Annotated in this window: 21 protein-coding genes; all 21 read left to right on the top strand. The window is 58.5% G+C overall.

What is annotated here, in order from left to right:
• The first annotated feature begins 59 nt into the window (after positions 1 to 59).
• The 21 genes from asnS to H4Q31_RS20390 all read left to right on the top strand — a co-directional run bounded on the left by asnS (position 60) and on the right by H4Q31_RS20390 (position 22,602).
• Complete coding sequence (gene asnS / locus H4Q31_RS20490) at positions 60 to 1,361, top strand: asparagine--tRNA ligase (RefSeq protein WP_185180922.1); 1,302 nt, start codon at positions 60 to 62, stop codon at positions 1,359 to 1,361.
• Between the two features lie 47 nt (positions 1,362 to 1,408).
• Complete coding sequence (locus H4Q31_RS20485; RefSeq protein WP_185180921.1) at positions 1,409 to 2,122, top strand: DnaD domain-containing protein; 714 nt, start codon at positions 1,409 to 1,411, stop codon at positions 2,120 to 2,122.
• A gap of 182 nt (positions 2,123 to 2,304) precedes the next feature.
• Positions 2,305 to 3,201, top strand: coding sequence for a dipicolinate synthase subunit DpsA (dpsA, locus tag H4Q31_RS20480; protein ID WP_185180920.1), 897 nt, complete (start codon positions 2,305 to 2,307; stop codon positions 3,199 to 3,201).
• Positions 3,198 to 3,794 carry a dipicolinate synthase subunit B gene (locus H4Q31_RS20475; RefSeq protein ID WP_185180919.1) on the top strand — a complete coding sequence of 199 codons (597 nt, stop codon included), beginning with the start codon at positions 3,198 to 3,200 and terminating at the stop codon, positions 3,792 to 3,794. The genes dpsA and H4Q31_RS20475 overlap by 4 nt, the downstream gene beginning before the upstream one ends.
• A gap of 125 nt (positions 3,795 to 3,919) precedes the next feature.
• Positions 3,920 to 5,131 (top strand): aspartate kinase, encoded by a 1,212-nt coding sequence (dapG, locus tag H4Q31_RS20470; protein WP_185180918.1) that lies wholly within the window; start codon positions 3,920 to 3,922, stop codon positions 5,129 to 5,131.
• Positions 5,132 to 5,200: 69 nt separating this feature from the next.
• Positions 5,201 to 6,076, top strand: coding sequence for a 4-hydroxy-tetrahydrodipicolinate synthase (dapA, locus tag H4Q31_RS20465; protein WP_185180917.1), 876 nt, complete (start codon positions 5,201 to 5,203; stop codon positions 6,074 to 6,076).
• 203 nt (positions 6,077 to 6,279) lie between these two features.
• Positions 6,280 to 7,959 (top strand): ribonuclease J, encoded by a 1,680-nt coding sequence (locus tag H4Q31_RS20460; RefSeq protein WP_185180916.1) that lies wholly within the window; start codon positions 6,280 to 6,282, stop codon positions 7,957 to 7,959.
• Between the two features lie 171 nt (positions 7,960 to 8,130).
• On the top strand, positions 8,131 to 8,880 hold the full coding sequence (locus tag H4Q31_RS20455; protein WP_185180915.1) for a ClpP family protease: 750 nt from the start codon (positions 8,131 to 8,133) through the stop codon (positions 8,878 to 8,880).
• Positions 8,877 to 9,164 (top strand): YlzJ-like family protein, encoded by a 288-nt coding sequence (locus tag H4Q31_RS20450; protein WP_185180914.1) that lies wholly within the window; start codon positions 8,877 to 8,879, stop codon positions 9,162 to 9,164. Before H4Q31_RS20455 ends, H4Q31_RS20450 begins: the two co-directional genes overlap by 4 nt.
• 28 nt (positions 9,165 to 9,192) lie before the next feature.
• Complete coding sequence (locus tag H4Q31_RS20445) at positions 9,193 to 11,964, top strand: DNA translocase FtsK (protein ID WP_245347468.1); 2,772 nt, start codon at positions 9,193 to 9,195, stop codon at positions 11,962 to 11,964.
• 140 nt (positions 11,965 to 12,104) lie between these two features.
• A complete protein-coding gene (gene sleB, locus H4Q31_RS20440) occupies positions 12,105 to 12,893 on the top strand; it encodes a spore cortex-lytic enzyme (RefSeq protein ID WP_185180912.1) in 789 nt (262 codons plus the stop codon).
• A gap of 124 nt (positions 12,894 to 13,017) precedes the next feature.
• The gene (gene yfmF, locus H4Q31_RS20435) at positions 13,018 to 14,301 is read left to right on the top strand and encodes an EF-P 5-aminopentanol modification-associated protein YfmF (RefSeq protein WP_245347467.1); all 1,284 of its coding nucleotides are present in this window, start codon (positions 13,018 to 13,020) and stop codon (positions 14,299 to 14,301) included.
• A 1-nt stretch (position 14,302) separates the two neighbouring features.
• Entirely contained in the window at positions 14,303 to 15,589 is a 1,287-nt protein-coding gene (yfmH, locus tag H4Q31_RS20430) for an EF-P 5-aminopentanol modification-associated protein YfmH (protein WP_185180911.1), read from the top strand.
• Complete coding sequence (ymfI, locus tag H4Q31_RS20425) at positions 15,586 to 16,356, top strand: elongation factor P 5-aminopentanone reductase (RefSeq protein WP_311771777.1); 771 nt, start codon at positions 15,586 to 15,588, stop codon at positions 16,354 to 16,356. Before yfmH ends, ymfI begins: the two co-directional genes overlap by 4 nt.
• Positions 16,357 to 16,431: 75 nt before the next feature.
• Entirely contained in the window at positions 16,432 to 16,686 is a 255-nt protein-coding gene (locus tag H4Q31_RS20420; protein WP_185180910.1) for a DUF3243 domain-containing protein, read from the top strand.
• A gap of 261 nt (positions 16,687 to 16,947) precedes the next feature.
• Positions 16,948 to 17,718, top strand: a complete 771-nt coding sequence (locus H4Q31_RS20415) for a DUF3388 domain-containing protein (protein WP_185180909.1) — start codon at positions 16,948 to 16,950, stop codon at positions 17,716 to 17,718.
• Between the two features lie 41 nt (positions 17,719 to 17,759).
• On the top strand, positions 17,760 to 18,650 hold the full coding sequence (locus H4Q31_RS20410) for a helix-turn-helix domain-containing protein (protein ID WP_185180908.1): 891 nt from the start codon (positions 17,760 to 17,762) through the stop codon (positions 18,648 to 18,650).
• A 156-nt stretch (positions 18,651 to 18,806) separates the two neighbouring features.
• Positions 18,807 to 19,298, top strand: a complete 492-nt coding sequence (locus tag H4Q31_RS20405) for a YajQ family cyclic di-GMP-binding protein (RefSeq protein ID WP_185180907.1) — start codon at positions 18,807 to 18,809, stop codon at positions 19,296 to 19,298.
• A 99-nt stretch (positions 19,299 to 19,397) separates the two neighbouring features.
• Positions 19,398 to 20,732 carry a 30S ribosomal protein S12 methylthiotransferase RimO gene (gene rimO, locus H4Q31_RS20400; RefSeq protein WP_185180906.1) on the top strand — a complete coding sequence of 445 codons (1,335 nt, stop codon included), beginning with the start codon at positions 19,398 to 19,400 and terminating at the stop codon, positions 20,730 to 20,732.
• Positions 20,729 to 21,340 carry a CDP-diacylglycerol--glycerol-3-phosphate 3-phosphatidyltransferase gene (gene pgsA / locus H4Q31_RS20395; protein ID WP_185180905.1) on the top strand — a complete coding sequence of 204 codons (612 nt, stop codon included), beginning with the start codon at positions 20,729 to 20,731 and terminating at the stop codon, positions 21,338 to 21,340. Before rimO ends, pgsA begins: the two co-directional genes overlap by 4 nt.
• 8 nt (positions 21,341 to 21,348) lie before the next feature.
• Positions 21,349 to 22,602, top strand: a complete 1,254-nt coding sequence (locus H4Q31_RS20390; RefSeq protein ID WP_185180904.1) for a competence/damage-inducible protein A — start codon at positions 21,349 to 21,351, stop codon at positions 22,600 to 22,602.
• The last annotated feature ends 76 nt before the right edge of the window (positions 22,603 to 22,678 follow it).

Below are 22,678 nucleotides of genomic sequence, written 5' to 3'. Positions count from 1 at the left end.
CCTTGTCTGCAGCTTAAGATAGATGTAGTGTTTCGCCCAAGGGCGAAGAGGAGGACAAGATGGATAGTGTATCTAAAGTGGACATTGCCGGCGTAGGAGCGTTGGCCGGACAGCGAGTTCGAATCGGCTGCTGGATGACAAGGCGGCGTTCGAGCGGCAAAATTCAATTTCTGCAGCTGCGCGACGGCACCGGCTTCATTCAAGGCGTGCTCGTCAAGGAAGAGGTGGACGGCGAGACTTGGGAGAAGGCTGGCCAGTTGACGCAGGAGAGCTCTCTATATGTAACGGGAACCGTCCGCGAAGAGCCGCGCAGCCCTTCCGGGTATGAGCTGGCGGTAGACGGCATCGACATCATTCAGATCGCCACTGATTATCCGATCACGCCGAAGGAGCATGGCGTCGACTTCCTGATGGACCACCGCCATCTGTGGCTTCGCGCGCCGCGCCAGCGGGCGATTCTGCGCATTCGCGCGGAGATCATCTCCGCGGTGCAGCGGTTCTTCGACGAACGCGGCTTCACGCTGGTCGATCCTCCTGTGTTGACGCCTTCGGCGGCCGAAGGAACGACGAACCTGTTCCATACGAAGTACTTCGACGAGGACGCCTATTTGACGCAGAGCGGTCAGCTGTATATGGAAGCGGCGGCGATGGCGCTCGGCAAGGTATACTCGTTCGGGCCGACGTTCCGCGCCGAGAAGTCCAAGACGCGCCGCCACTTGATCGAGTTCTGGATGATTGAGCCGGAGATGGCGTTCGTCGATCATGAAGAGAACTTGCGCGTGCAGGAGGAATTCGTCTCCTATGTCGTCGGACAAGTGCTGGAGCATTGCCGTCCGGAGCTGGCCGTGCTTGAGCGGGACGTCTCGAAGCTCGAGCAGGTGAAGGCGCCGTTCCCGCGTATCAGCTACGACGAAGCGATTGACATGCTGAAGGAAGACGGCATGGAGCTGCCATGGGGCGAAGACTTCGGCGCGCCGCACGAGACGCTGATCGCGGAGAAGTTCGACCGTCCCGTATTTATCACCCGCTACCCGACGGAGATCAAGGCGTTCTATATGAAGCCGGACCCGGATCGTCCGGAAGTCGTGCTCTGCGCCGATATGATCGCGCCGGAAGGCTACGGGGAGATCATCGGCGGCTCGCAGCGGATTGACGATCCGGAGCTGCTCGAGGCTCGCTTCGATGAGCACCAGCTTCCGCGGGAAGCGTATGAATGGTATCTCGATCTGCGCAAATACGGCACCGTCCCGCATTCGGGCTTCGGACTCGGATTGGAACGGACGGTAGCTTGGATCTGCGGACTGGATCATGTGCGCGAGACGATTCCGTTCCCGCGTATGCTATATCGCCTGTATCCGTAATTGCGTGTTAGAAGCTGTTAAGCAAGGGTTTAGAGGGGAGCAAACCAATGGTTGATCGAGGCCTGCTTGCGAGAGGGCTCGCAGAAGCGTACATGGACGGGGCGGTCAGCCTGCCCTATGCGCTGCTTCGCAGCTACCGTCTGCTCAAGCTGACCGATTCGGAATGTATGCTGATCATTCAGCTGCTGGCGTTCAAGCAGCTGGAACAGAATGAATTCCCGACAATGGAACAGCTGCAGGAACGGCTGGGCTCATCGCCTGCCACCGTCGGACAAGCGATGCAGAAGCTGGTTAAGCACGGCTTCGTCAGCATCGACGAAGTGTTCGACAAGACGACGGGCGTGCAGTCCGAACGGTACAATCTGACTGGATTGTTCCAGAAGATCGCAGCGCTGCTCGCTGCGGAGGAGCTGCCGCTGCGGGGCTCCTCCGGAACAGACGCCGAGCCTGTCATCGCCGCTGCGCGTCCGGCGTCATCGATGGAGGCGGGTAGCGAGGACGAACCGAACCTGTTTGCCGTTTTCGAGCAGGAATTCGGGCGTCCGCTGACGCCGATGGAATGCGAGACGATCGGCGGCTGGATCGATACGGACGGCTATTCGGCGGAGCTCATTCTGTTCGCGCTGAAGGAGTCTGTATTCGCCGGCAAGCTGCATTTTCGATACATTGACCGCATCCTCCTCGAATGGAGCCGGAATCGGGTGAACAGCGTGGAAGACGCCCGCGCCCATGCCCAGAAGTTCCGCGGAGGAGCGCGGTAAGCCCCAACAACATAAAGCGTTCGTACAAAAGCCTTCGCAAGCCCCAGAATGGGCCGAGCGAAGGCTTTTTGCCGCATTTGGGCGAGCTGTCGTCTGTCTGTAAATGTCGTACGCGCACCTGTCGTTAGGCGCAAGCATACGATGAGCTATATGCCATGAATGCCGAAGGGAGGGGAAACGTCATGCTGACTGGCATACACGTCGTGCTCGCCGGCGGAGATGCGCGCCAATTGGAAGTGATCCGCCGTCTGACCGAATTGGATGCCGCCGTGACCATCGTCGGCTTCGACCGGCTGGAGACTTCGTTCCCGGGAGTGGTTCGCGCGGAATGGAGCCCCGATGTGCTTCGTGTGGCCGACGCCCTGGTGCTGCCGCCCGTCGGAACGGATGATGAAGGTGTAATCTCAGCCGTCTTCACCGAGCGAGAGATGAAGCTGACAGACGCCGAGCTCTCCGCGCTGCCGGAGACGAGCAAGATCTACTGCGGCATGGCGAAGCCATACTTGCGCCGATTGGCGGAGAAGCACCGCCTCGGTATCGTCGAATTGTTCGAGCGCGACGACGTGGCCATCTACAATTCGATCCCGACCGCCGAAGGCGCCATCATGCTGGCGATTCAGAACACTGACATTACGATTCACGGCTCGAACTGCATGGTGCTTGGACTTGGGAGAACGGGTCTGACATTGGCTCGAACGCTCCAAGGATTAGGCGCCAAGGTTAAGGCTGGCGTGCGCAGGGAAGAGTCGTTCGCGCGCGCGTACGAGATGGGCTTCGAGCCTTTCTACGTAAGCGATTTGGCGCGTCATACGGGGAATCTCGACTTGATTTTTAATACAATTCCGAATATGATAGTCACAGCACAAGTGATCGCTGGACTTCCCCTGCGCGCCGTTATTATCGACCTGGCTTCCAAGCCGGGCGGTACTGATTTTCGCTTCGCCGAGAAGCGCGGAATCAAGGCGATGCTCGCACCCAGCCTGCCGGGAATCGTCGCACCGAAGACCGCCGGCCGGGTTATCGCGAATGGTCTTATCCAGATGCTTCTGGAAGATCGACAACGGGGGAATGCGACATGAATTGGCAAGGAATAACCGTCGGGTACGCGCTGACCGGTTCGCACTGCACGCTGCCGGAAGTCGTTCCGTTGATTAAGAGATTCACGGACGCCGGCGCGAACGTGATTCCGATCGTCAGCCAGTCGATCATGACGACCGATACGCGCTTCGGCACGTCGAACGAGTGGCAGAAGCAGCTGCGCGAGCTGACTGGCAACGAGCTTGTCAGCTCGATTGTGGAAGCGGAACCGCTCGGCCCTTCGAAGCAGATTGATGTGCTCGCCATCGCGCCATGCACCGGCAACACGACCAGCCGGCTGGCGAATGCGATGACGGATGGACCGGTGCTCATGGCTGCCAAGGCGCAGATGCGCAACGGGCGTCCAGTCGTTCTGGCCATCTCGACCAATGACGGCCTCGGTCTCAACGCCGCCAACATCGCCAAGCTGCTCGTCGCCAAGAATATCTACTTCGTTCCGTTCGGGCAAGACAATCCCGAAGCGAAGCCGAATTCGCTCGTGGCACGAATGGATCTGCTCATGGATACGTGTGAAGCGGCCTTACAAGGCAGACAATTACAGCCTGTTCTCATCGAGCGTTACTTATACGCCTGAGATAGATAGCAATCGTATTTATTATTCCCTTATGAAGACGAACTCATCTATAAGGCACCAACGATCGAATTCTCGACGCCTTACAGATCTTCCGTCTAGATTCACAGGATGGAGGCTGCTAACTTATGATCATGGTGCAGAAATTCGGAGGGACGTCGCTGACCGACGAGCATAGCCGGCAGCACGTCCTCCGTCACATTTCCCGCGAACGCGAAGCAGGCAAGCGCGTCGTCGTTGTCGTCTCCGCCATGGGGCGGCGCGGCGAGCCTTATGCGACAGATACGCTGCTTGAGTTGATCGGAGGCAATTCGCTTCCGGATCGGGAGAAGGACCTGCTGCTCAGCTGCGGCGAGATCATCTCCGCAGCGAAGATGTGCAGCCTTCTCAACCAGGAAGGCATTCCCTGCGTCGCCTTGACGGGCGGCCAAGCCGGGATTCTGACGGACGGCCGCTTCGGCTCAGCGCGAATCTCTAAGGTAGATCCCGCCCGCATACTCGAGCATCTCGCGGAAGATAAAGTCGTCATCGTCGCCGGCTTCCAAGGCGTGACGGAAGACGGAGAGACGACGACGCTCGGGCGCGGGGGCAGCGATACATCGGCGACTGCGCTCGGCGCGGCGCTCGGCGCGTCTATTGTCGATATCTATACCGATGTCGACGGCATCCTCACCGCCGATCCGCGGCTGGTGGGCGACGCTAGGCCGCTCCCGTTCGTTACGTACGAAGAGATTTGCAACATGGCCTACAACGGAGCGAAGGTGATTCATCCTCGCGCGGTGGAGGTGGCGATGCGGGCGGGCATTCCCGTTCGCGTGCGTTCGACCTTCTCTGACAACGAAGGCACCTTGGTGACAAGCGCGGAGCATGTCCGCGGCCGCATCGGCTGGACAGACCGGACCGTCACCGGTCTCGCGCATGTGAAGGGCGTGACGCAGCTGTCGGTCGAGACGCGCGGCGGTCCGCCGGACTTGCAGCTTCGAGTCTTCCGCGCGATGGCGCAGAATTCGATCAGCGTCGACTTCATCAACGTGACGCCGGCCGAGGTGCTGTTCACGGTCAGCCAAACCGACGAAGAGCTTGCCGTTCGGTTGCTGCACGAGATGGGCTTCGACCCTCGCATTCTATCGGGCTGCGCCAAAGTGTCGGTCATCGGCGGCGGCATGAACGGAGAGCCTGGCGTTATGGCTCGGATCGTCGAGGCGCTGACAACCAAGAACATTACGATATTGCAATCTGCAGACTCCAATACGACGATCTGGGTATTGGTAGCTGAAGACGATATGGCGAATGCGCTGCAGGCGCTGCACACCGCATTCGGCTTGCATCAGGCATCCTAGACCGTTCTATGCGTTCGGCGGTCAAGCCGATCGTGAACGCTTGGCACAAATCGGAGGAGGACAAGGACAATGAGCTTTGGCCGGTTGATTACAGCTATGGTAACTCCCTTCAACGAGCAATTGGAGATTGATTGGGAGGTTGCGGGTCGGCTGATCGACTACTTAATCGAAGAGCAGCAATCCGACAGCCTCGTCGTCAGCGGCACGACCGGCGAATCGCCGACGCTGACGGATGATGAGAAGGTCGCCTTGTTCCGCTTCGCCGTCGAGAAGGCGGCCGGAAGGTGCAAGATTATCGCCGGTACGGGCAGCAACGACACTGCCCATTCAGTCCATCTGACGAAGCTGGCTGAACAGGCGGGCGCCGATGGAATTCTTCTGGTAACCCCTTATTACAACAAGCCTAGCCAAGAAGGACTTTACCAGCACTTCAAGCACATCGCGGATGCGACGAGCCTGCCGATCATTCTGTATAATGTGCCCGGACGGACCGGCGTCAACATGACGGCGGCCACAACGCTTCGGCTGGCGCAGCTGCCGAACGTGGCGGCGGTCAAGGAATGCGCATCGGTGGAGCAGATGACGGAGATTCTGATGAACGCGCCAGCCGGCTTCAAGCTGTATTGCGGCGACGATGCGATCATGCTGCCGTCGCTGTCGGTCGGTGCTTACGGCATCATCAGCGTTGCCAGCCACATCATCGGCGCCGACATGAAGCAATTGATCAAGGCGTACGCAGAAGGAGAAACCGTCGAGGCGGCGAATATTAATAATCGCTGCTATCCGGTCTTCAAAGGGTTGTTCCATTGCCCTCATCCGGTACCGAACCCGGTTGCGGTCAAGTATGCGTTAACGTTAAGAGGGTTGCCCGTCGGAGGCGTCCGGTTGCCGCTTGTGCCGGCGACCGAAGACGAAGCGGCGTTCATTCGCAATTTGCTGGATTAATGCCGCCGTTACGGGTCATACGGACGATGAAGCCGATGCCTGAAGAAGGCATCGGCTTCGTCTATATGTCCGCCTGATCGGGCTGTTGAATTCCGGGTTTTGCATCATGTATAATGAAATTGAGTGATTGGGTGCGGCCAAATTTTGCAACTTGACAATTCCATAGGAGCGGGATCGTCGAATTCATGTAGGAGGTACTAGACTTGTCCAAGAAGAACAACCAAGACAAATTAATTATTTTCGCGCTAGGCGGAGTCGGCGAGATCGGCAAGAACATGTATGTCATCCAGTATGGGAATGACATCGTGGTGGTCGATTCCGGACTCAAATTCCCGGAAGAGGAGATGCTCGGCATTGACGTCGTCATTCCGGACATCACGTATTTGCTCGAGAACCGGGACAAAGTGCGAGGCATTCTGATCACGCACGGACACGAAGATCACATCGGCGGTCTGCCGTACGTGTTGAAGCAATTGAACGTGCCTGTCTACGCCACGAGATTAACGATCGGATTGATCGAGAACAAGCTGAAGGAAGCGGGTCTGCTCGGCGATACGAAGCGCATTCTGATCCATGCCGATTCGGAAGTTCAGCTTGGTACGATCAAAGCGTCGTTTTTCCGGACGAACCATAGCATTCCCGACTCCGTCGGCGTCTGCTTAGAGACGCCGGAAGGCAATGTCGTTCACACGGGCGACTTCAAGTTCGACCACACGCCGGTGAACGATCAGTACGCCGATTTGCAGCGCATCGCCGAGATCGGCAAGCGGGGCGTTCTCGCCTTGCTATCGGATAGCACGAACGCGGAGCGCCCCGGGTTCACCCCGTCGGAGAGCAACATCGGACGCGAACTGATCGATATATTCCGCAATGCGAAGCAGCGTGTCGTAGTCGCGACGTTCGCTTCCAACGTTCACCGGATTCAACAGATTATTAACGCTGCGATCGAGACTCGCCGCAAGATGACGGTTATCGGACGCAGCATGGTCAACATCGTGAGCATCGCTTCGGAGCTAGGCTACCTCAGCATTCCGGAAGGCATGCTGATCGAGCCGGAGGAAGTGAACAAGCTCCCGGCGGACCGCGTTGTCATCCTGTCGACGGGAAGCCAGGGCGAGCCGATGTCGGCGTTGACGCGCATGGCGCGTTCGACCCACCGCAAGGTAGATATTCTGCCGGGCGATACGGTTGTCATCTCGGCGACGCCGATTCCGGGCAATGAACGGTATGTCGGACGAACCGTCGACGAATTGATGCGCCTGGGCGCTCACGTCATCTACGGGCCGGGCTCCGTCACCGGCGTGCACGTATCCGGACACGGAAGCCAAGAAGAATTGAAGCTGATGCTGAACTTGATTCGGCCTAAATTCTTTATTCCGATTCACGGCGAATACCGGATGCTTCGCCATCACGGCATGCTCGCGGAGTCGGTCGGCATCGACAAGGAGAACATCTTCTTGATCGACAACGGCGATACGGTTGAATTCCAGAACGGCGTCGGACGCAAAGCCGGCAAAGTTCCTTCGGGCAACGTTCTGATCGACGGCCTTGGCGTCGGCGACGTCGGCAACATCGTCCTGCGCGACCGCAAGCTGCTGTCTCAGGACGGCATTCTGGTGGTGGTCGTGACGCTGAGCAAGCAGGACGGCTCGATTATGTCCGGCCCGGACATCATCTCGCGCGGCTTCGTATATGTCCGCGAATCGGAAGGGCTGCTTGAGGAAGCGAACCGGATCGTCTCCGGAACGCTGCAGAAGTTAATGAGCGAGAACGTGAACGAGTGGGCGTCGCTGAAGACGAATGTCAAGGATGCACTCGGCCGGTTCCTGTTCGAACAGACGAGAAGAAGACCGATGATCCTGCCGATCATAATGGAAGTATAATCGAAGTCAGCAACAACCCACACTCGAGGCAGCCGCCCTCTCCCCAAGGAGAGAGGCGGCTGCTTATTTGTCGTTGCCGTCATGCCCGTGCCAGCCGCATATTTGTACCGCTGCCGCCCATACTATGTCAATCCGCGCAGCAGCAATCCAGCGGAATGGAGGAGACACGTCATGAGCGAGAAGACCAAGCCGGAGACCAAAGCCGAACAGCCGGCTCCCGGCGAGGAGACGCGCAAGGAAGGGGCGGCGACCGACAGCCTGGTTCAGCTTGGCCAGACATCGGTTCCGGCTGCCGAATCGAACATTTTCTGCCTAACGATAATTGGTCAGGTGGAAGGTCATTTAATGCTGCCTCCGCAGAACAAGACGACGAAGTACGAGCACGTCATTCCTCAACTAGTGGCGGCTGAGCAGAATCCGAAGGTGGAGGGGCTGCTCATCGTGCTGAACACGGTCGGCGGGGATGTGGAGGCGGGGCTCGCGATCGCGGAGATGATCGCTTCTCTCTCGAAGCCGAAGGTGGCGGTCGTGCTCGGCGGCGGCCATTCGATCGGCGTGCCGATTGCGGTGTCGGCGGACTACACCTACATTGCGGAGACGGCGACAATGACGATTCACCCCATCCGGCTGAACGGCCTTATTATCGGCGTGCCGCAGACATTCGAATATTTGGAGAAAATGCAGGAGCGGGTCGTTCGGTTCGTCACTGGGCATTCGGCGGTCAAAGAAGAGACGTTCAAGGATTTGATGTTCCGCACCGGCGAGCTGACGCGCGACATCGGCACGACCGTCATCGGCGAAGAAGCGGTCCGCCACGGGCTGATCGACGCCACCGGCGGCATTGGAGAAGCGCTGCAGGAGTTGAATAGGCGAATCGCGGAACGTAAAGCGGCAGCGCTGGAAGGAGCTGCGGCAACATGACGATCCATACCTGCATGCCGCTGGAGCTCGTGCTGGACGGCTTCCAGAACGAGCCTGCGCCGATGGTAGAGGTGCGCCGGGGCGAGCTCACGATGCTGCTTGCGCCGGTCGCTCCGGGCGTTGGGCGAATCGTGCGGCTGTTGTCGGCTCCGCTCGATATTTACTTGCAGCCAGAATATGCCCCGGGAAGCCTCGTCTATTATGGGACTCCCGGCATAGAGCAGAAGCCGGAGGCGCCTGCTTATTCATCCCTAACCGATCATGCGGGTCCGGGTCAACTGTGATATAATGTTGAACCGGGAGGTGGCAAACTTGGCCAAACGCAAACAGAAGAAGGCCACGTTGGGAGCAAGCCTGAAATATGAGATTTACGGCATACTGCTCATCACGCTCTCGGTCATCGCCTTATACGGCGAAGCGGCGGGCGGGCGCTCGCTATCCAAGCTGTTCGGATATTTGCTTGGTCATTTTTATTTTCTGATTCCGTTGGCCGGGATTTGGCTCGGCCTTTATGTCATGATCAAACGGGCGTGGCCCCGAGGCTGGACGTCCAGACGGACTGGCTTCGTGCTGCTCGGCTGCGGACTAGCTCTGTGGAGCGCTATGAGCTTCGTTGACAGCCGTCTGGCGCCGCTCGGCGCGGTTACGCCTTCGAGTATTTTCTCGCAGACGCTGCACCAGCTGTATGAACAGATCTGGGGCGGACCGATCGAGAACGATGTGCGCATCTGGCAGAAGGATATCGGCGGCGGCCTCGCAGGTGCCTTCCAATATTCGATTCTATACTGGCTGTTCGGCAATTACGGCTCGAAGTTCGTCTTGCTCATCGAGCTGGCGATCTCGATCATGCTGATTACCAACCGCTCTTATGTCGATATGATCCGAGCGATTCGCGGATTCATTAAGCGCGTCATTCAGCTGTTCGCGGCCAGGATCGCTGCCGGACGGAAGCCGCTCGCCGCGAAGGCGGTGCCGGTCAAATCGAAGAGCAAGAAGGCTGTCCTTGCGCCTGTTCCTGGCGTTATGGAGGATGATCTGGACGACGGCGAGCCGATGGTCAGGCCGAACAACAAGAAGAAGCCGGTCTTCTTCCAGCTGTTCCACGGCGAGCCGGACGCTGCCGAGGAGACCGGCCGACCGGTCTGGGAGGACGACGACCCGCTGGACGGGCCGATCTTGTATCCGGCGGCAGAAGGGCCGAAGGTGCACTTCAAGGCCTCGGAGCGGGAAGCGATCGAGGAAGGCGTCATGAGCAAGCTGTTCGGCAAAGATTCAGCGCCGCCGGAGCCTGAATCGAGCGGCGTTAACGACAATCGAAGCGCCGGACATGTCCCGGCGGCGGATGAACCGGCGGCATGGGAGCCTCATAACGACGGCGCGGCATACGGCGACACCGACGGACCGTTGGTCGGCGGAGCGGCCATGGAGGATAGCTGGCATGATGATAATGAGGATTGGGAGCAAGGCCACGGTTTAGAAGAGCGCGATCCGGGTGCAGGGCTGCATCCGCTTGGCGATGACGATCTGGATCCGGGATTAGAACAAGGGTTGGAGGCGGATGGCGCCCTGGAGGCGGGAGGTTCGACCGCATCCGCAGCCGGTTCCTCCAATACTGCCGCAGCTCCCAAACCTGTACATAAACCGAAACGCCCCTATCGCATTCCGCCGTTCCATCTGCTTGGCAAGCCCCAGAACGCAGGCAAGGGCAGCTTCGCGGCGGACAATCGCGAGATCGCCCGCAAGCTGGAAGCGACGCTCGAGAGTTTCGGCGTTCGCGCGAAGGTGCTCGATGTGGCGAGAGGCCCAGCCGTTACGCGCTACGAGCTGCAGCCGGATGTCGGCGTGAAGGTTAGCCGGATCGTCAATCTGACGGACGATATTGCGCTCGCGCTGGCGGCCAAGGATATCCGAATGGAAGCGCCGATTCCCGGCAAGTCCGCGATCGGAATCGAAGTGCCGAACTCCGAGGTGAGCATCGTCACGCTGCGCGAGGTGCTGGAGACATCGGCGTTCCAGGATGCGCAGTCGAAGCTGTCCATCGCGTTCGGGCGGGACATCTCCGGCCAGCCGATCGTCGGCAATCTCGCGCGCATGCCCCACTTGCTCGTCGCCGGCGCGACGGGCTCGGGCAAGTCAGTCTGCATCAACGGCATCATCGCCAGCATTCTGTACAAGGCGAAGCCGGACGAAGTGAAGTTCCTCATGATCGACCCGAAGATGGTCGAGCTGAATGTCTACAACGGCATTCCGCATCTGCTCGCGCCGGTCGTGACCGATCCTCGCCGCGCCGCGCTGGCGCTGAAGAAGATCGTCGTCGAGATGGAGAAGCGCTACGAGAAGTTCTCCAAATCCGGCACGCGCAATATCGAAGGCTACAATGCGCTTATGATGAGCGGCGACAATCCCGATGCGGTGCTGCCTTATTATGTCATTATCGTGGACGAGCTCGCCGACTTGATGATGGTTGCCGCCGGCGACGTGGAAGACTCGATTATGCGTCTGGCGCAGATGGCCCGCGCGGCCGGCATTCATCTGATCATTGCGACGCAGCGGCCGTCCGTTGACGTCATAACCGGCGTCATCAAAGCGAACATTCCGAGCCGCATCGCGTTCGGCGTCTCCTCGCAGGTCGATTCGCGGACGATCCTCGACATGGTCGGCGCGGAGAAGCTGCTCGGCCGCGGCGATATGCTGTTCCTGCCGATGGGCGCTTCGAAGCCGATTCGCGTGCAAGGCGCGTTCCTCTCGGACAACGAAGTGGAAGCCGTCGTGAATCACGTACGCGGGCAAGCGGAAGCGGTGTACAATGAAGAGCTCGTGCCTGAAGTCGGCGAAGAGGCCGAAGGCGACAGCGACGAGATGCTGGACGAGCTGTTCGAGCAAGCCGTCGGCATCGTGATCGAAGCGAAGCAAGCTTCGGTGTCGCTGCTGCAGCGCCGCATGCGCATCGGCTATAACCGCGCGGCGCGGCTGATCGATTCGATGGAAGCCAGGGGCATCATCGGCCCGCATGAGGGCAGCAAGCCGAGAGAAGTGCTCGTGACGCTCGAACAATATCAATCCGGACAACGGATTCCTTCCTAACCGCCGATATCGGCGGTTTTTTTTTCGCACGCCGGGAAGCCGAGCCGCGAATAAGTCTGGAAGACCTTTCTCATACTAATATCCGTCAAATGCGGCTGGATCTAGGCCCATTAATCGATTGGGAAAGGCGTGACTCGTTCGTGAGATATCGACTGGCAGTCCTATCGATGTGCATCGTTCTCGGACTTCTCGGGCTCTATTCGATCCACCGGTCGGAAGATTCCCGTTCTACCTTCAGCAACGTTACGATTAAGCAGGGCGCGTCCGGCAAGGACGTCTATGAGCTGCAAGGACGATTGAAGTTCCTTGGCTACTATGACGGCAAAGTCGATGGGAATTTCGGTTCGAAAACGTTAAATGCCGTCACCTGGTTCCAATGGAAGTTCGGCATGAAGTCGGACGGCGTCGTGGGCGCCAAGACGAAGCTGAAGCTATGGCAGGCGACGAAGGACTGGCGGCCGACGGCGGAGGATCTGCCGCAAGGCGCCGGAGACGAAGCTGGCGGCGGCAACCAGGAGAACGCGGCCGCCGCAGGCGGAGGAGGAGACCTGCCCGCGTCGAATCATATCGGCATGTCCGATCAGGACTTGAAGCTGATGGCTAACGCCGTGTACGGCGAATCGCGGGGCGAGCCTTATGAAGGGCAAGTGGCGGTAGCGGCCGTAATCCTGAACCGCGTGAAGGATTCGCAGTTCCCCAACACGGTATCGGGCGTCATCTTCCAGCCCGGCGCCTTCACGGCGGTCGCCGACGGCCAGATCTGGCTGACGCCGAACGCGACAGCTGCCAAGGCGGTGAAGGATGCCTTGAGCGGTTGGGATCCGACGGACGGCTGCACCTATTATTTCAACCCGGAGACAGCGACATCGAAGTGGATCTGGTCGCGTCCGCAGTACAAGACGATCGGCAAACACATATTCTGCCGTTAAGCTTAGCTATCGGCAATCTCGTTTTCGAAAATCGCGTGAATAGGGTCTGCGCGCATTTGCTTCGGGGTTGGCCATCGGTTAGAATGGGGCTGAATTGGAAAAAGATGCGAAGGGGAATGATGCCTTGACAGCCGAACATTTTGAGCGCGGCTCCGTCGGACGGATGCGGCTGCACGTGCTGCCGACCAAACGATTCAAAACATTCGCTCTCTCGTTGTACGTCGGAATCCCCTTAACCGAATCCAGGGTGACGCCGGTAGCGCTCACCCCTTTCGTGCTTCGCAGGGGGACCGCTTCCTATCCGGAGACAATCTCGTTCCGGGAGCGTCTCGACGAGCTATACGGCGCGGGCTTCGGATTTGATCTATACAAGCGCGGCGACTACCAGATCGTACAGTTCCGCATCGACATCATTAACGACCGCTTCGTCTCGTCGAATCAATCGCTGCTGCGCGAAGCGATGGCTTTCTTAGGGGAAGTGCTGACATCGCCTGCGCTGGAAGACGGACGATTCCGCGCGCGCTACGTGGAATCCGAGAAGACGACGGTAACGAAGCGGATCGAAGCGATCATCAACGACAAGATGCGCTACGCCGCAGAGCGCTGCATCGAGGAGATGTGCAAGGAAGAGCCTTATCGTCTTCTGGCTCTCGGGCGCAAGGAAGAGTTAGCGGGCATCGATGCGGATTCGCTGTACCGGGAATATCAGAATTGGCTGGCTAACGCGGTCGTCGATCTGTATGTCTCGGGGGATACTTCGCTGCAGGAGGTTCAGACGCTTGCGGAATCGTTCTTCAAGCTGCCTGCGGGCGAGCCGCCGCGCTATTCGCAGCCTCGGATGCTCGAGGCGCGGAAGGAGCCGCAGACCATCGTCGAACGGCTCGACGTCGGGCAAGGCAAGCTCAATATGGGGCTGCGCGCCGGCATCAGCTACGGCGATGAGAGCTATCCGTCCATGCTGGTATACAACGGCGTGTTAGGAGCGTTCCCGCATTCCAAGCTGTTCATCAACGTCCGGGAGAAAGCCAGCTTGGCCTACTACGCCGCTTCCCGTCTTGACGGCCACAAGGGGATCCTGACGATCCAATCCGGCATCGAGATCGAGAATTACGAGCGCGCGCTCGGCATTATACAGGAGCAGCTTGCCGCGATGCAGCGCGGCGAGTATACCGCAGATGAGATCTCACGCACGAAGGCGATGCTGTCGAACCAGCTTCGCGAGATTCAGGATTCCGCCTACGAGCGGATCGGCTTCGACTTCAACAATACACTGTCGGGATCGGAGCGGACCAGTGACGGCTTGCGTGAAGCGATTGAATCAGTGACGCCGGAGCAGATCCAGGCAGCGGCGCAGCAGGTCGCGCTGGACACGATCTACTTCCTGCGCGACCGGAAGGAGGGGAACTGAGATGTCGATCCGTTCGTATCCAGAGCTGCAGGAGACGCTTCATTATGCCAAGCTCGACAATGGTCTTGAAGTGTTCGTGCTCCCGAAGCCCGGCTTCACGAAGACGTATGCCACGTTCACGACCCGCTATGGCTCCGTCGACAATCACTTCCGGGCGGCAGGCAAGGAGGAGGTTCGCGTTCCCGACGGCATCGCCCACTTCCTCGAGCACAAGATGTTCGAGGAGCCGGAAGGCGACATCTTCTCCGTCTTCGCATCGCAGGGAGCTTCGGCCAATGCGTTCACGAGCTTCGACCGAACGGTATATCTCTTCTCCGCGGCCGGGTCGGTGGAAGCCAACCTGGACACGCTGCTGAACTTCGTCCAGAATCCTTACTTCACGGACGAGAGCGTCGAGAAGGAGAAGGGCATCATCATTCAGGAGATCAATATGTACCGCGACAATCCGGATTGGCGCGTATACTTCGGCTTGATCGAAGCGTTGTACAGCAAGCACCCGGTTCATATCGATATCGCCGGCACGGCCGAGTCGGTCAGCTCCATCACGAAGGAAATGCTGTACGAGTGCTACTACACTTTCTACCATCCGTCCAATATGTCGCTCTTCATCGTCGGCGGCGTCGACGGGGAATCGACCATTGAGCGCGTGCGCGCCAACCAGGCGGCGAAGACATTCGCGCCAGCGGGTCCGATCGAGCGGTTCTTCGAGCCGGAGCCGACAGAAGTCCGGCAAGCGATTAAGGAGTCGAAGCTGCCGGTCTCGCTGCCCAAGTGCTTGTTCGGCTACAAGGACGTTCCGGGCGATGAGGAAGGGGAGAACGCCATTCGGCGCGAGCTCGCCATGAAGCTGCTGCTCGATGCGCTGCTCGGCTCCAGCTCGCCTCTGTATCAACAGATGTACGACGATAATCTCATCTCGGACGGCTTCGGCCACGAATACAATACGGGTCCGGGCTACGCCTTCTCGGTTATCGGAGGCGACACGCGCGACCCCGACGAGCTTGTCTCCCGGATTACGGAGGCTCTTGGGGCAGCTGCGGGACAGGGGCTGTCCGTGGACGTGTTCGAGCGGACGCGGCGGAAGAAGATAGGGGCTTACCTGCGCATGCTGAACAGCCCTGAAGCGATAGCGGGCGAATTCACCCGTTACAAGCTCAGAGGCGGCGATCTGTTCCGCGTCGTGGAGCTGTATGAGAGCCTGACGCTGGATGAAGTCAATGCACATCTGCGCGAGCATGTGAAGCCGGAACGTCTCGCCGTGTCGATCGTCCGGAGAAGCGAGCCGTGACGGAGACAGCGGCGCGCATGATGCCTCTCGCCTCGCGCGTCGCGCTTGTCACCGGCGCATCCCGCGGCATCGGCGCGGCGGTGGCGAGGCGCTTGGCCGAGGAGGGCATGCGCCTCGTCCTCGTATACGGTTCGTCGCGCCAACAGACGGAGCTTATCGCAGAAGCGTGCTTGGCGGCCGGCGCCGAGGAGACGGCGGTGAAGCAGGCCGATGTTCGCTCAGGCGGCGACCTGAGACGCCTTCAAGAAGAGCTGGAGAAGATCGGCATGACGCCATCCGTTATCGTTCACTGCGCGGGCACCGCCCATTACGGCTTGCTGGAGGAGACGGAAGAAGAGATCTGGGACGATCTGTTCCGCGTGCACCTCAAATCCGCCTATTGGCTTGCCAAGCTGTTCGGACCGGCGATGCGCTGGGATCGCTTCGGCCGGATCGTTCATGTCTCCAGCGTCTGGGGAATGGTGGGGGCGGCCGGCGAGATTGCTTATTCCGCCGCGAAGGGCGGACTAAACAGCTTCACGAAAGGACTGGCCAAGGAGATGGCTCCCTCCGGCGTCACGGTGAACGCTGTCGCGCCGGGAGCGGTAGACACCGATATGCTCTCCGCCTTGTCAGCGGACGAGCGCCAAGCGCTGCTCGCGGAGATTCCGCTTGGGCGGTTCGCCGAGCCGGATGAAGTGGCAGAGCTGGTCGCCTTCCTCGTCTCCGACCGCGCGAATTACATGACCGGGCAAGTGATCGGCTTGAGCGGGGGCTGGCACATCTAGCGGTGAATAGCCGCTCCTGCCGCGGGGAATAGTAACGTTCGTAGCATGATATCCATCAAGGAGGGGCTGCGAACGATGTCGACTGTAATGAGTAACTTCAGCGCCTGGAAGAAATTCCTCGGGGATCGTGTGGAAGCTGCCAAAGCTATGGGGATCAGCGAAGATGCGATCGCCAAGCTGGCTTATGAGATCGGCGAATTCCTCGACAACAAAGTCGACCCGAAGAACGAGGAACAGCGGGTGCTTAAGGAATTGTGGGACATCGGCGACGAGTCCGAGCGCAAGACGATGGCCCGCATGATGGTCAAGCTGGCGGAACGCAACAGTTGACGCGGATGCAACTAAGTGTTCATTTGATTCGTCTTATTTCGAGCAGAACGATGGCTTAATTCCGGTTTTGTTAACGGCTCCGCTGCTTGCCGGCGGAGCCGTTTAGCCATGAACGTGAAATAATGGGACCTAAGACGGAATTTATCGCACATTTTGAAGGAGATTATCGAGTTTTGTAGAATACAACATTTTAGGACCGGACAACTCGTTTTAATTGTTATTTTTATAGGGACAATCGGTCCGGTGATCGAGGTGCGGGCAATGGAGAAGAAACAATGGTATATGGAATATAAGATTCACAAGAACCGTCCCGGACTTCTCGGCGATCTGGCTTCTTTGCTCGGCATGCTCGAAGTGAATATCATTACGATCAATGGCGTGGAAGACCGTACGCGCGGCCTGCTGCTGCAGACCGACGACGATGAGAAGATCGAACTGCTTGGGAAGATGCTTTCCAAGGTTGAGAATATATCGCTTATTACTCTTCGGCCGCCGCGTCTAACGGATATTCTCGCTATTCGGCACGGCACTTATATCGAGCGTGATTCTTCTGACGGCAAGACATTTCGATTCACCCGCAGCGAATTAGGTTTGTTAGTGGACTTCTTAGGGGAATTATTCAAGAGAGAAGGCAATCAAGTCATCGGGCTTCGAGGGATGCCGCGAGTCGGCAAGACCGAGTCGATCATCGCCGGCAGCGTCTGCGCGAATAAGCGCTGGGCGTTCGTCTCCTCGACGCTTCTGCGCCAGACAGTCCGCAGCCAGCTGTCGGAGGAAGAGATGAATCCGAACAATGTATTCATCATTGACGGAATCGTCAGTACGATTCGTTCCAATGAGAAGCATTACGGCCTTCTGCAGGACATTATGGATATGCCGTCGACCAAGGTCGTCGAGCACCCGGATATCTTCGTCCGCGAATCGGAATATGATTACGACCTCTTCGATTGCATCATTGAGCTGCGCAACACCCCGGATGAAGAGATTACATACGAGAACTTCACGACGGCAGGCTTGGATGACGGATTCTAATGGAAGATGACGGATAGTTGACAGAATAGGAGGTGAGACCGATGTCGGATTTGGGACTGCTGCTGCGCAAAGCCAGAGAGCAGAGAGGCTACACACTCGACGATATTCAAGAAGCGACCAAAATCCGCAAAAGATATCTTGAAGCGATCGAGCAAGGCGATTACAAAGTATTGCCGGGATCGTTCTATGTGCGCGCATTCGTGAAGACTTACGCAGAGACCGTCGGTCTCGATGCGGAAGAAGTATTGCGCCTATACCATAAGGAATTGCCGAAGCCGCCGGCTCCGGAGACAACCGCTCCGGAGAACATCATCAAGCCGAAGAGCCGAAGCGTTCAGCATAATGACAGGTGGGGCAAGATAGCGGTAACGGCGCTCATGTGGCTGTTCCCGATTCTCATTATCGTTGTCGTCTACGCGTACCTGTCGCAGCATGCGGAATCCAACGCGGAGAACTCGGACCGCAATTCGCAGATTACGACGGACACAGCGTCCCCGTCGGCTTCACTGACGCCATCGGAGCCGGCTTCGCCGACTTTCTCTGCGCCAGCGTCTCCTTCGGTCACGCCAACGCCGGAGACGGTGACGCTGACGGAGACGAAGAAGTCTGGCAATAAGACGTATTATGATGTGGGTCCTGCGGGACAGCTTCATCAATTGAAGATCGTAGCATCGAAGCCCGGCTGGATTGGCGTACAGGAGAATAACAGCGAAGGCAAATACCTGTACAACGGAGTTCCGCAGAATACGGACGAGATCGTATTCGATCTAACCGGCACGATCTACGTGAACATTCCGCATCCAGAATCGACGGTCATTCAGATTGACGACACGGTCGTGGATGACGGAGACAGCGTAGGCACTCAAAAATTCTACTTCACGCAAGCTGAAGCTGGAACGGAGACAGATGCGGATTCGGATACGCAGCCATAGAATCACCGCACGGTGTGCGAAGGCCCCAGATGGGGCCTTTCGTTTTGATCAGAACCTTTTTGCATGCTCCATCTGACCTGTTATAATTAAGAAGAAACGCTCGATATGCCAAATTCAGGCATCCAAACTCAAATTACAAGAAAGGAAGATTTACATATGGCATCTGAATATTCCTTCGATATCGTCTCCAAAGTCGATCTTCAAGAAGTGAACAACGCGGTCACGCAAGCCGTTAAGGAGATCGAGACGCGCTTCGACTTCAAGGGCAGCAAGAGCAGCATCAAGCTGGAAGGCGAGACGCTGATCGTCGCCTCCGACGACGAATACAAGCTGAAGAGCGTCGTGGACATTCTGCAGTCCAAGCTCATCAAGCGCGGCGTGCCGATTCTGAATCTGGATTACGGAAAGGTCGAGCCGGCGTCGGGACAAACCGTTCGCCAAGTCATCAAACTGAAGCAAGGGATCGACCAGGATCACGCGAAGAAGATCAATGTGCTGATCCGCGATTCCAAGCTGAAGGTGAAGAGTCAAATCCAAGGCGACCAGCTTCGGGTAACCGGCAAGAACAAAGATGATCTGCAGGCCGTCATGAAGCTGCTCCGCGAAGGCGATATTCAGTTGGATCTTCAATTCGTCAACTACCGTTAGAACGCATTTTGCCGCTTTTTGACACGTTACGGGGCTTCGTTTATACTGAGTGCAGTTCATAACGGAACGTTCGGAACAACCGTTTGGGGGAAGGCACCGATGATCGAGAAAGTCAGCGTAGTGACGCTGGGCTGCGAGAAGAATTTGGTCGACTCCGAGATCATGTCCGGATTGATTCAGCAGCGCGGCTACAAGCTCGTGGACAATCCGGAGGACGCAACGGTCGTCATCGTCAATACGTGCGGGTTCATCGATGCAGCCAAGGAAGAGTCCGTGAATACGATTCTGAATTTGGCTGAATTGAAGGAGACAGCGAGGCTCAAGGCGCTCGTCGTCTCCGGCTGCTTGACGCAGCGGTACAAGGAAGAATTAATGCGGGAGATGCCCGAGATCGACGGAATCGTCGGCACGGGCGACTTCTATCATATTAACGACATTATCGACGAAGCGCTCGGCGGGCGCAGACCGGTCTATGTCGGCAATCCTGTCTTTACATATGAAGAGACGATGCCGCGTATTCTCTCAACGCCGACCCATACCGCGTATGTCAAGATCGCGGAAGGCTGTGACAACGCCTGCACGTTCTGCAGCATTCCGATCATGCGCGGCAAGTTCCGCAGTAGGTCGATGGAGTCCATTCTCGCGGAGACGGAGCAGCTTGCCGCTCAAGGCGTCCGCGAGATCAGTCTGATCGCGCAGGATTCCACCAACTACGGCACCGACCTGTACAATGGCTTCAAGCTGCCGGAGCTGCTGAACCGGATCAGCGAGGTGCGGGGCATCGAGTGGGTACGGCTGCATTATGCTTATCCGGGCTTCTTCACGGATGAGCTCATTGACGTGTTCGCGAGCAATCCGAAGGTGTGCAACTATATCGACATGCCGCTGCAGCATAGCGAGGACCGCATCCTGAAGCGGATGCGCCGGCCTGGCCGGCAGCGCGACGTGCGCGAGCTGATCGCCAAGATCCGGGCCCGCATTCCCGATGCGGCCATCCGCACGTCGATGATCGTCGGCTTCCCCGGCGAGACGGAGGAAGACTTCGCGAACTTGTGCGCGTTCGTGCGCGAGATGAAGTTCGACCGGCTCGGCGTCTTCACGTATTCGCGGGAAGAGGATACGCCGGCCGACCGGCTGCCTGAAGAGGACCATCTGTCCGATGAGGTGAAGCAATTCCGCGCGAATACGCTCATGGAGATTCAGCGGGTAGTGGCGATGGAGAACGCGGCCAAGTACGTCGGCCGGACGATCGACGTGCTCGTCGAACGGTACGACGGACGAAGCGACGTCTACATCGGCCGCAGCCAATACGATGCGCCGGAAGTCGACGGCGAAGTGTTCATCACCGGCTGCAAGCCCCAGATCGGCGAGATTCGCCAAGTCCGCATTACACATGCTTACGAATATGATTTATCCGGGGAGGGTATCGCGTGAATCTCGCGAACAAAATTACATTGGCACGCATTTTCCTCGTCCCGATCGTCGCTTTCTTCTTGTTGATTAAGTTGAACGTCGATCCGCTGGTGCTCGGCAGCTACTCGATCTCCTACAATCAGCTGTTCGCGCTCTTGCTGTTCATTATAGCGGCGAGCACCGACGGCTTGGACGGGTATATCGCGCGCAAGCGCAAGATCGTGACCAATCTGGGCAAGCTGCTCGATCCGCTGGCGGATAAGCTGCTCGTCGGCGCGGTGCTGATCTCTCTGGTCGAGATGGGCAAGTTGGACGCTTGGGTGGCGATCGTCATCATCAGCCGCGAATGGGCAGTCACAGGACTGCGGCAGATCGCGCTGCTCGAAGGCGTTGTCGTGGCTGCAAGCAAGTGGGGCAAGTGGAAGACGACCATTCAGATCGCCATGATCGTCGTGCTGCTGCTCAACAACTTGCCGTTCGAATACGTTCATATTCCGGTGGATACAATTATCACTTGGGCTGCTGCGCTCATTACGGTCTATTCGGGCATCGACTACTTCGTCAAGAATAAGAGCCTCATCGTCGAGAACCCGAATCAAGGGGCCGAACCCCCGGTCAAAGAGGTGTAACGTTACGTATGAGAGCTGAGATTATAGCGGTTGGGACCGAGCTGCTGCTCGGCCAGATCGTCAACACGAACGCCCAGTATCTGTCGCAAGGCTTGGCAGAGCTGGGCATTGACGTTTATTATCAGACCGTCGTCGGCGACAACGCGGAGCGTATCCGCGCCGCTATCGAGACGGCCCGCCAACGGGCGGATCTGCTCGTGTTCACGGGCGGCCTTGGGCCGACGCTCGACGACTTGACGCGCGATGTGCTGGCCGATTATCTCGGGAGGGGCATCGAAGTTCACGAGCCGACGATGCACAAGATCGAGCAGATGTCTGCCTTGCGCGGCACCGCATTCATAGAGAGCAACCGCCGGCAGGCGCATCTGATCGAAGGGGCAACGCCTCTGCGCAACGACACGGGGCTGGCTGTCGGCAATGCGCTGTCCGAGGACGGCACATCCTATTTGCTGCTGCCGGGACCCCCGCGCGAGATGAAGCCGATGTTCGAAAATGACGGTTCCGCCTGGCTGCGAGAAGCACTCGGGGAGTCTACGACGCTTCATTCGGTGATGCTGAAGTTCAGCGGCATCGGCGAATCCGCGCTTGAGGATCTCTTGCTGGATTTGATCCGCGAGCAGTCCGATCCTACGCTTGCTCCGTACGCGAAGGAAGGCGAGGTGGCAGTCCGCGTGTCGACGAAGGCGCGGGATGCGGAGGAGGCGGAGCGCAAGCTCGAGCCGACGCTGCGGGAGATCCGCTCGCGGACGCAGCGTTATCTGTACGCGGAAGAGGATATTCCGATGGAGGCGGCCGTCATTCGGCTGATGACGCAGAAGCGGCTGACGCTGACGCTGGCGGAGAGCTGCACCGGCGGCATGATCGCGGCTTCGCTGACGACGGTGCCGGGCAGCGCCGACGCGTTCGTAGGCGGCGTGGTGAGCTATAGCAACGGGGTGAAGCACAAGCTGCTCGGCGTGCCGATGGCGCTGCTCGAAGGAGAGGGCGCGCCAGGCGCCGTCAGCGAGGAGACGGCGGCGGCGATGGCCGAAGGCGCGCTCACTGCGGCTGGCGCCGACCTGGCGCTGTCGGTGACCGGCGTGGCGGGGCCGGCGGGCGTCGAAGGCAAGCCGGTCGGGCTCGTGTACGTCGGCCTCGCCGAGCGGGGACGGCCGACGCGCGTCGAGAGGCTGCAGCTTAGCGGCGACCGCGAAGGCATTCGCATCCGCGCGTCAAAGCGCGCGCTGCATATGCTGTGGCTGACGCTGACGGGCCAGGCGTGAGAGGGAGACGGCGAGTTATCCGGATTATCCGGACAACTCGCCTGTTTTGTTAGTTCGTGCCTCAGAATCGCCGGAG

Origin of the sequence: Cohnella lubricantis, assembly GCF_014212015.1 — a bacterium.
Classification (GTDB): domain Bacteria; phylum Bacillota; class Bacilli; order Paenibacillales; family Paenibacillaceae; genus Cohnella; species Cohnella lubricantis.
Note: the sequence above shows the minus strand (reverse complement) of the source record. Positions and strands in the feature narration are given on the sequence as shown.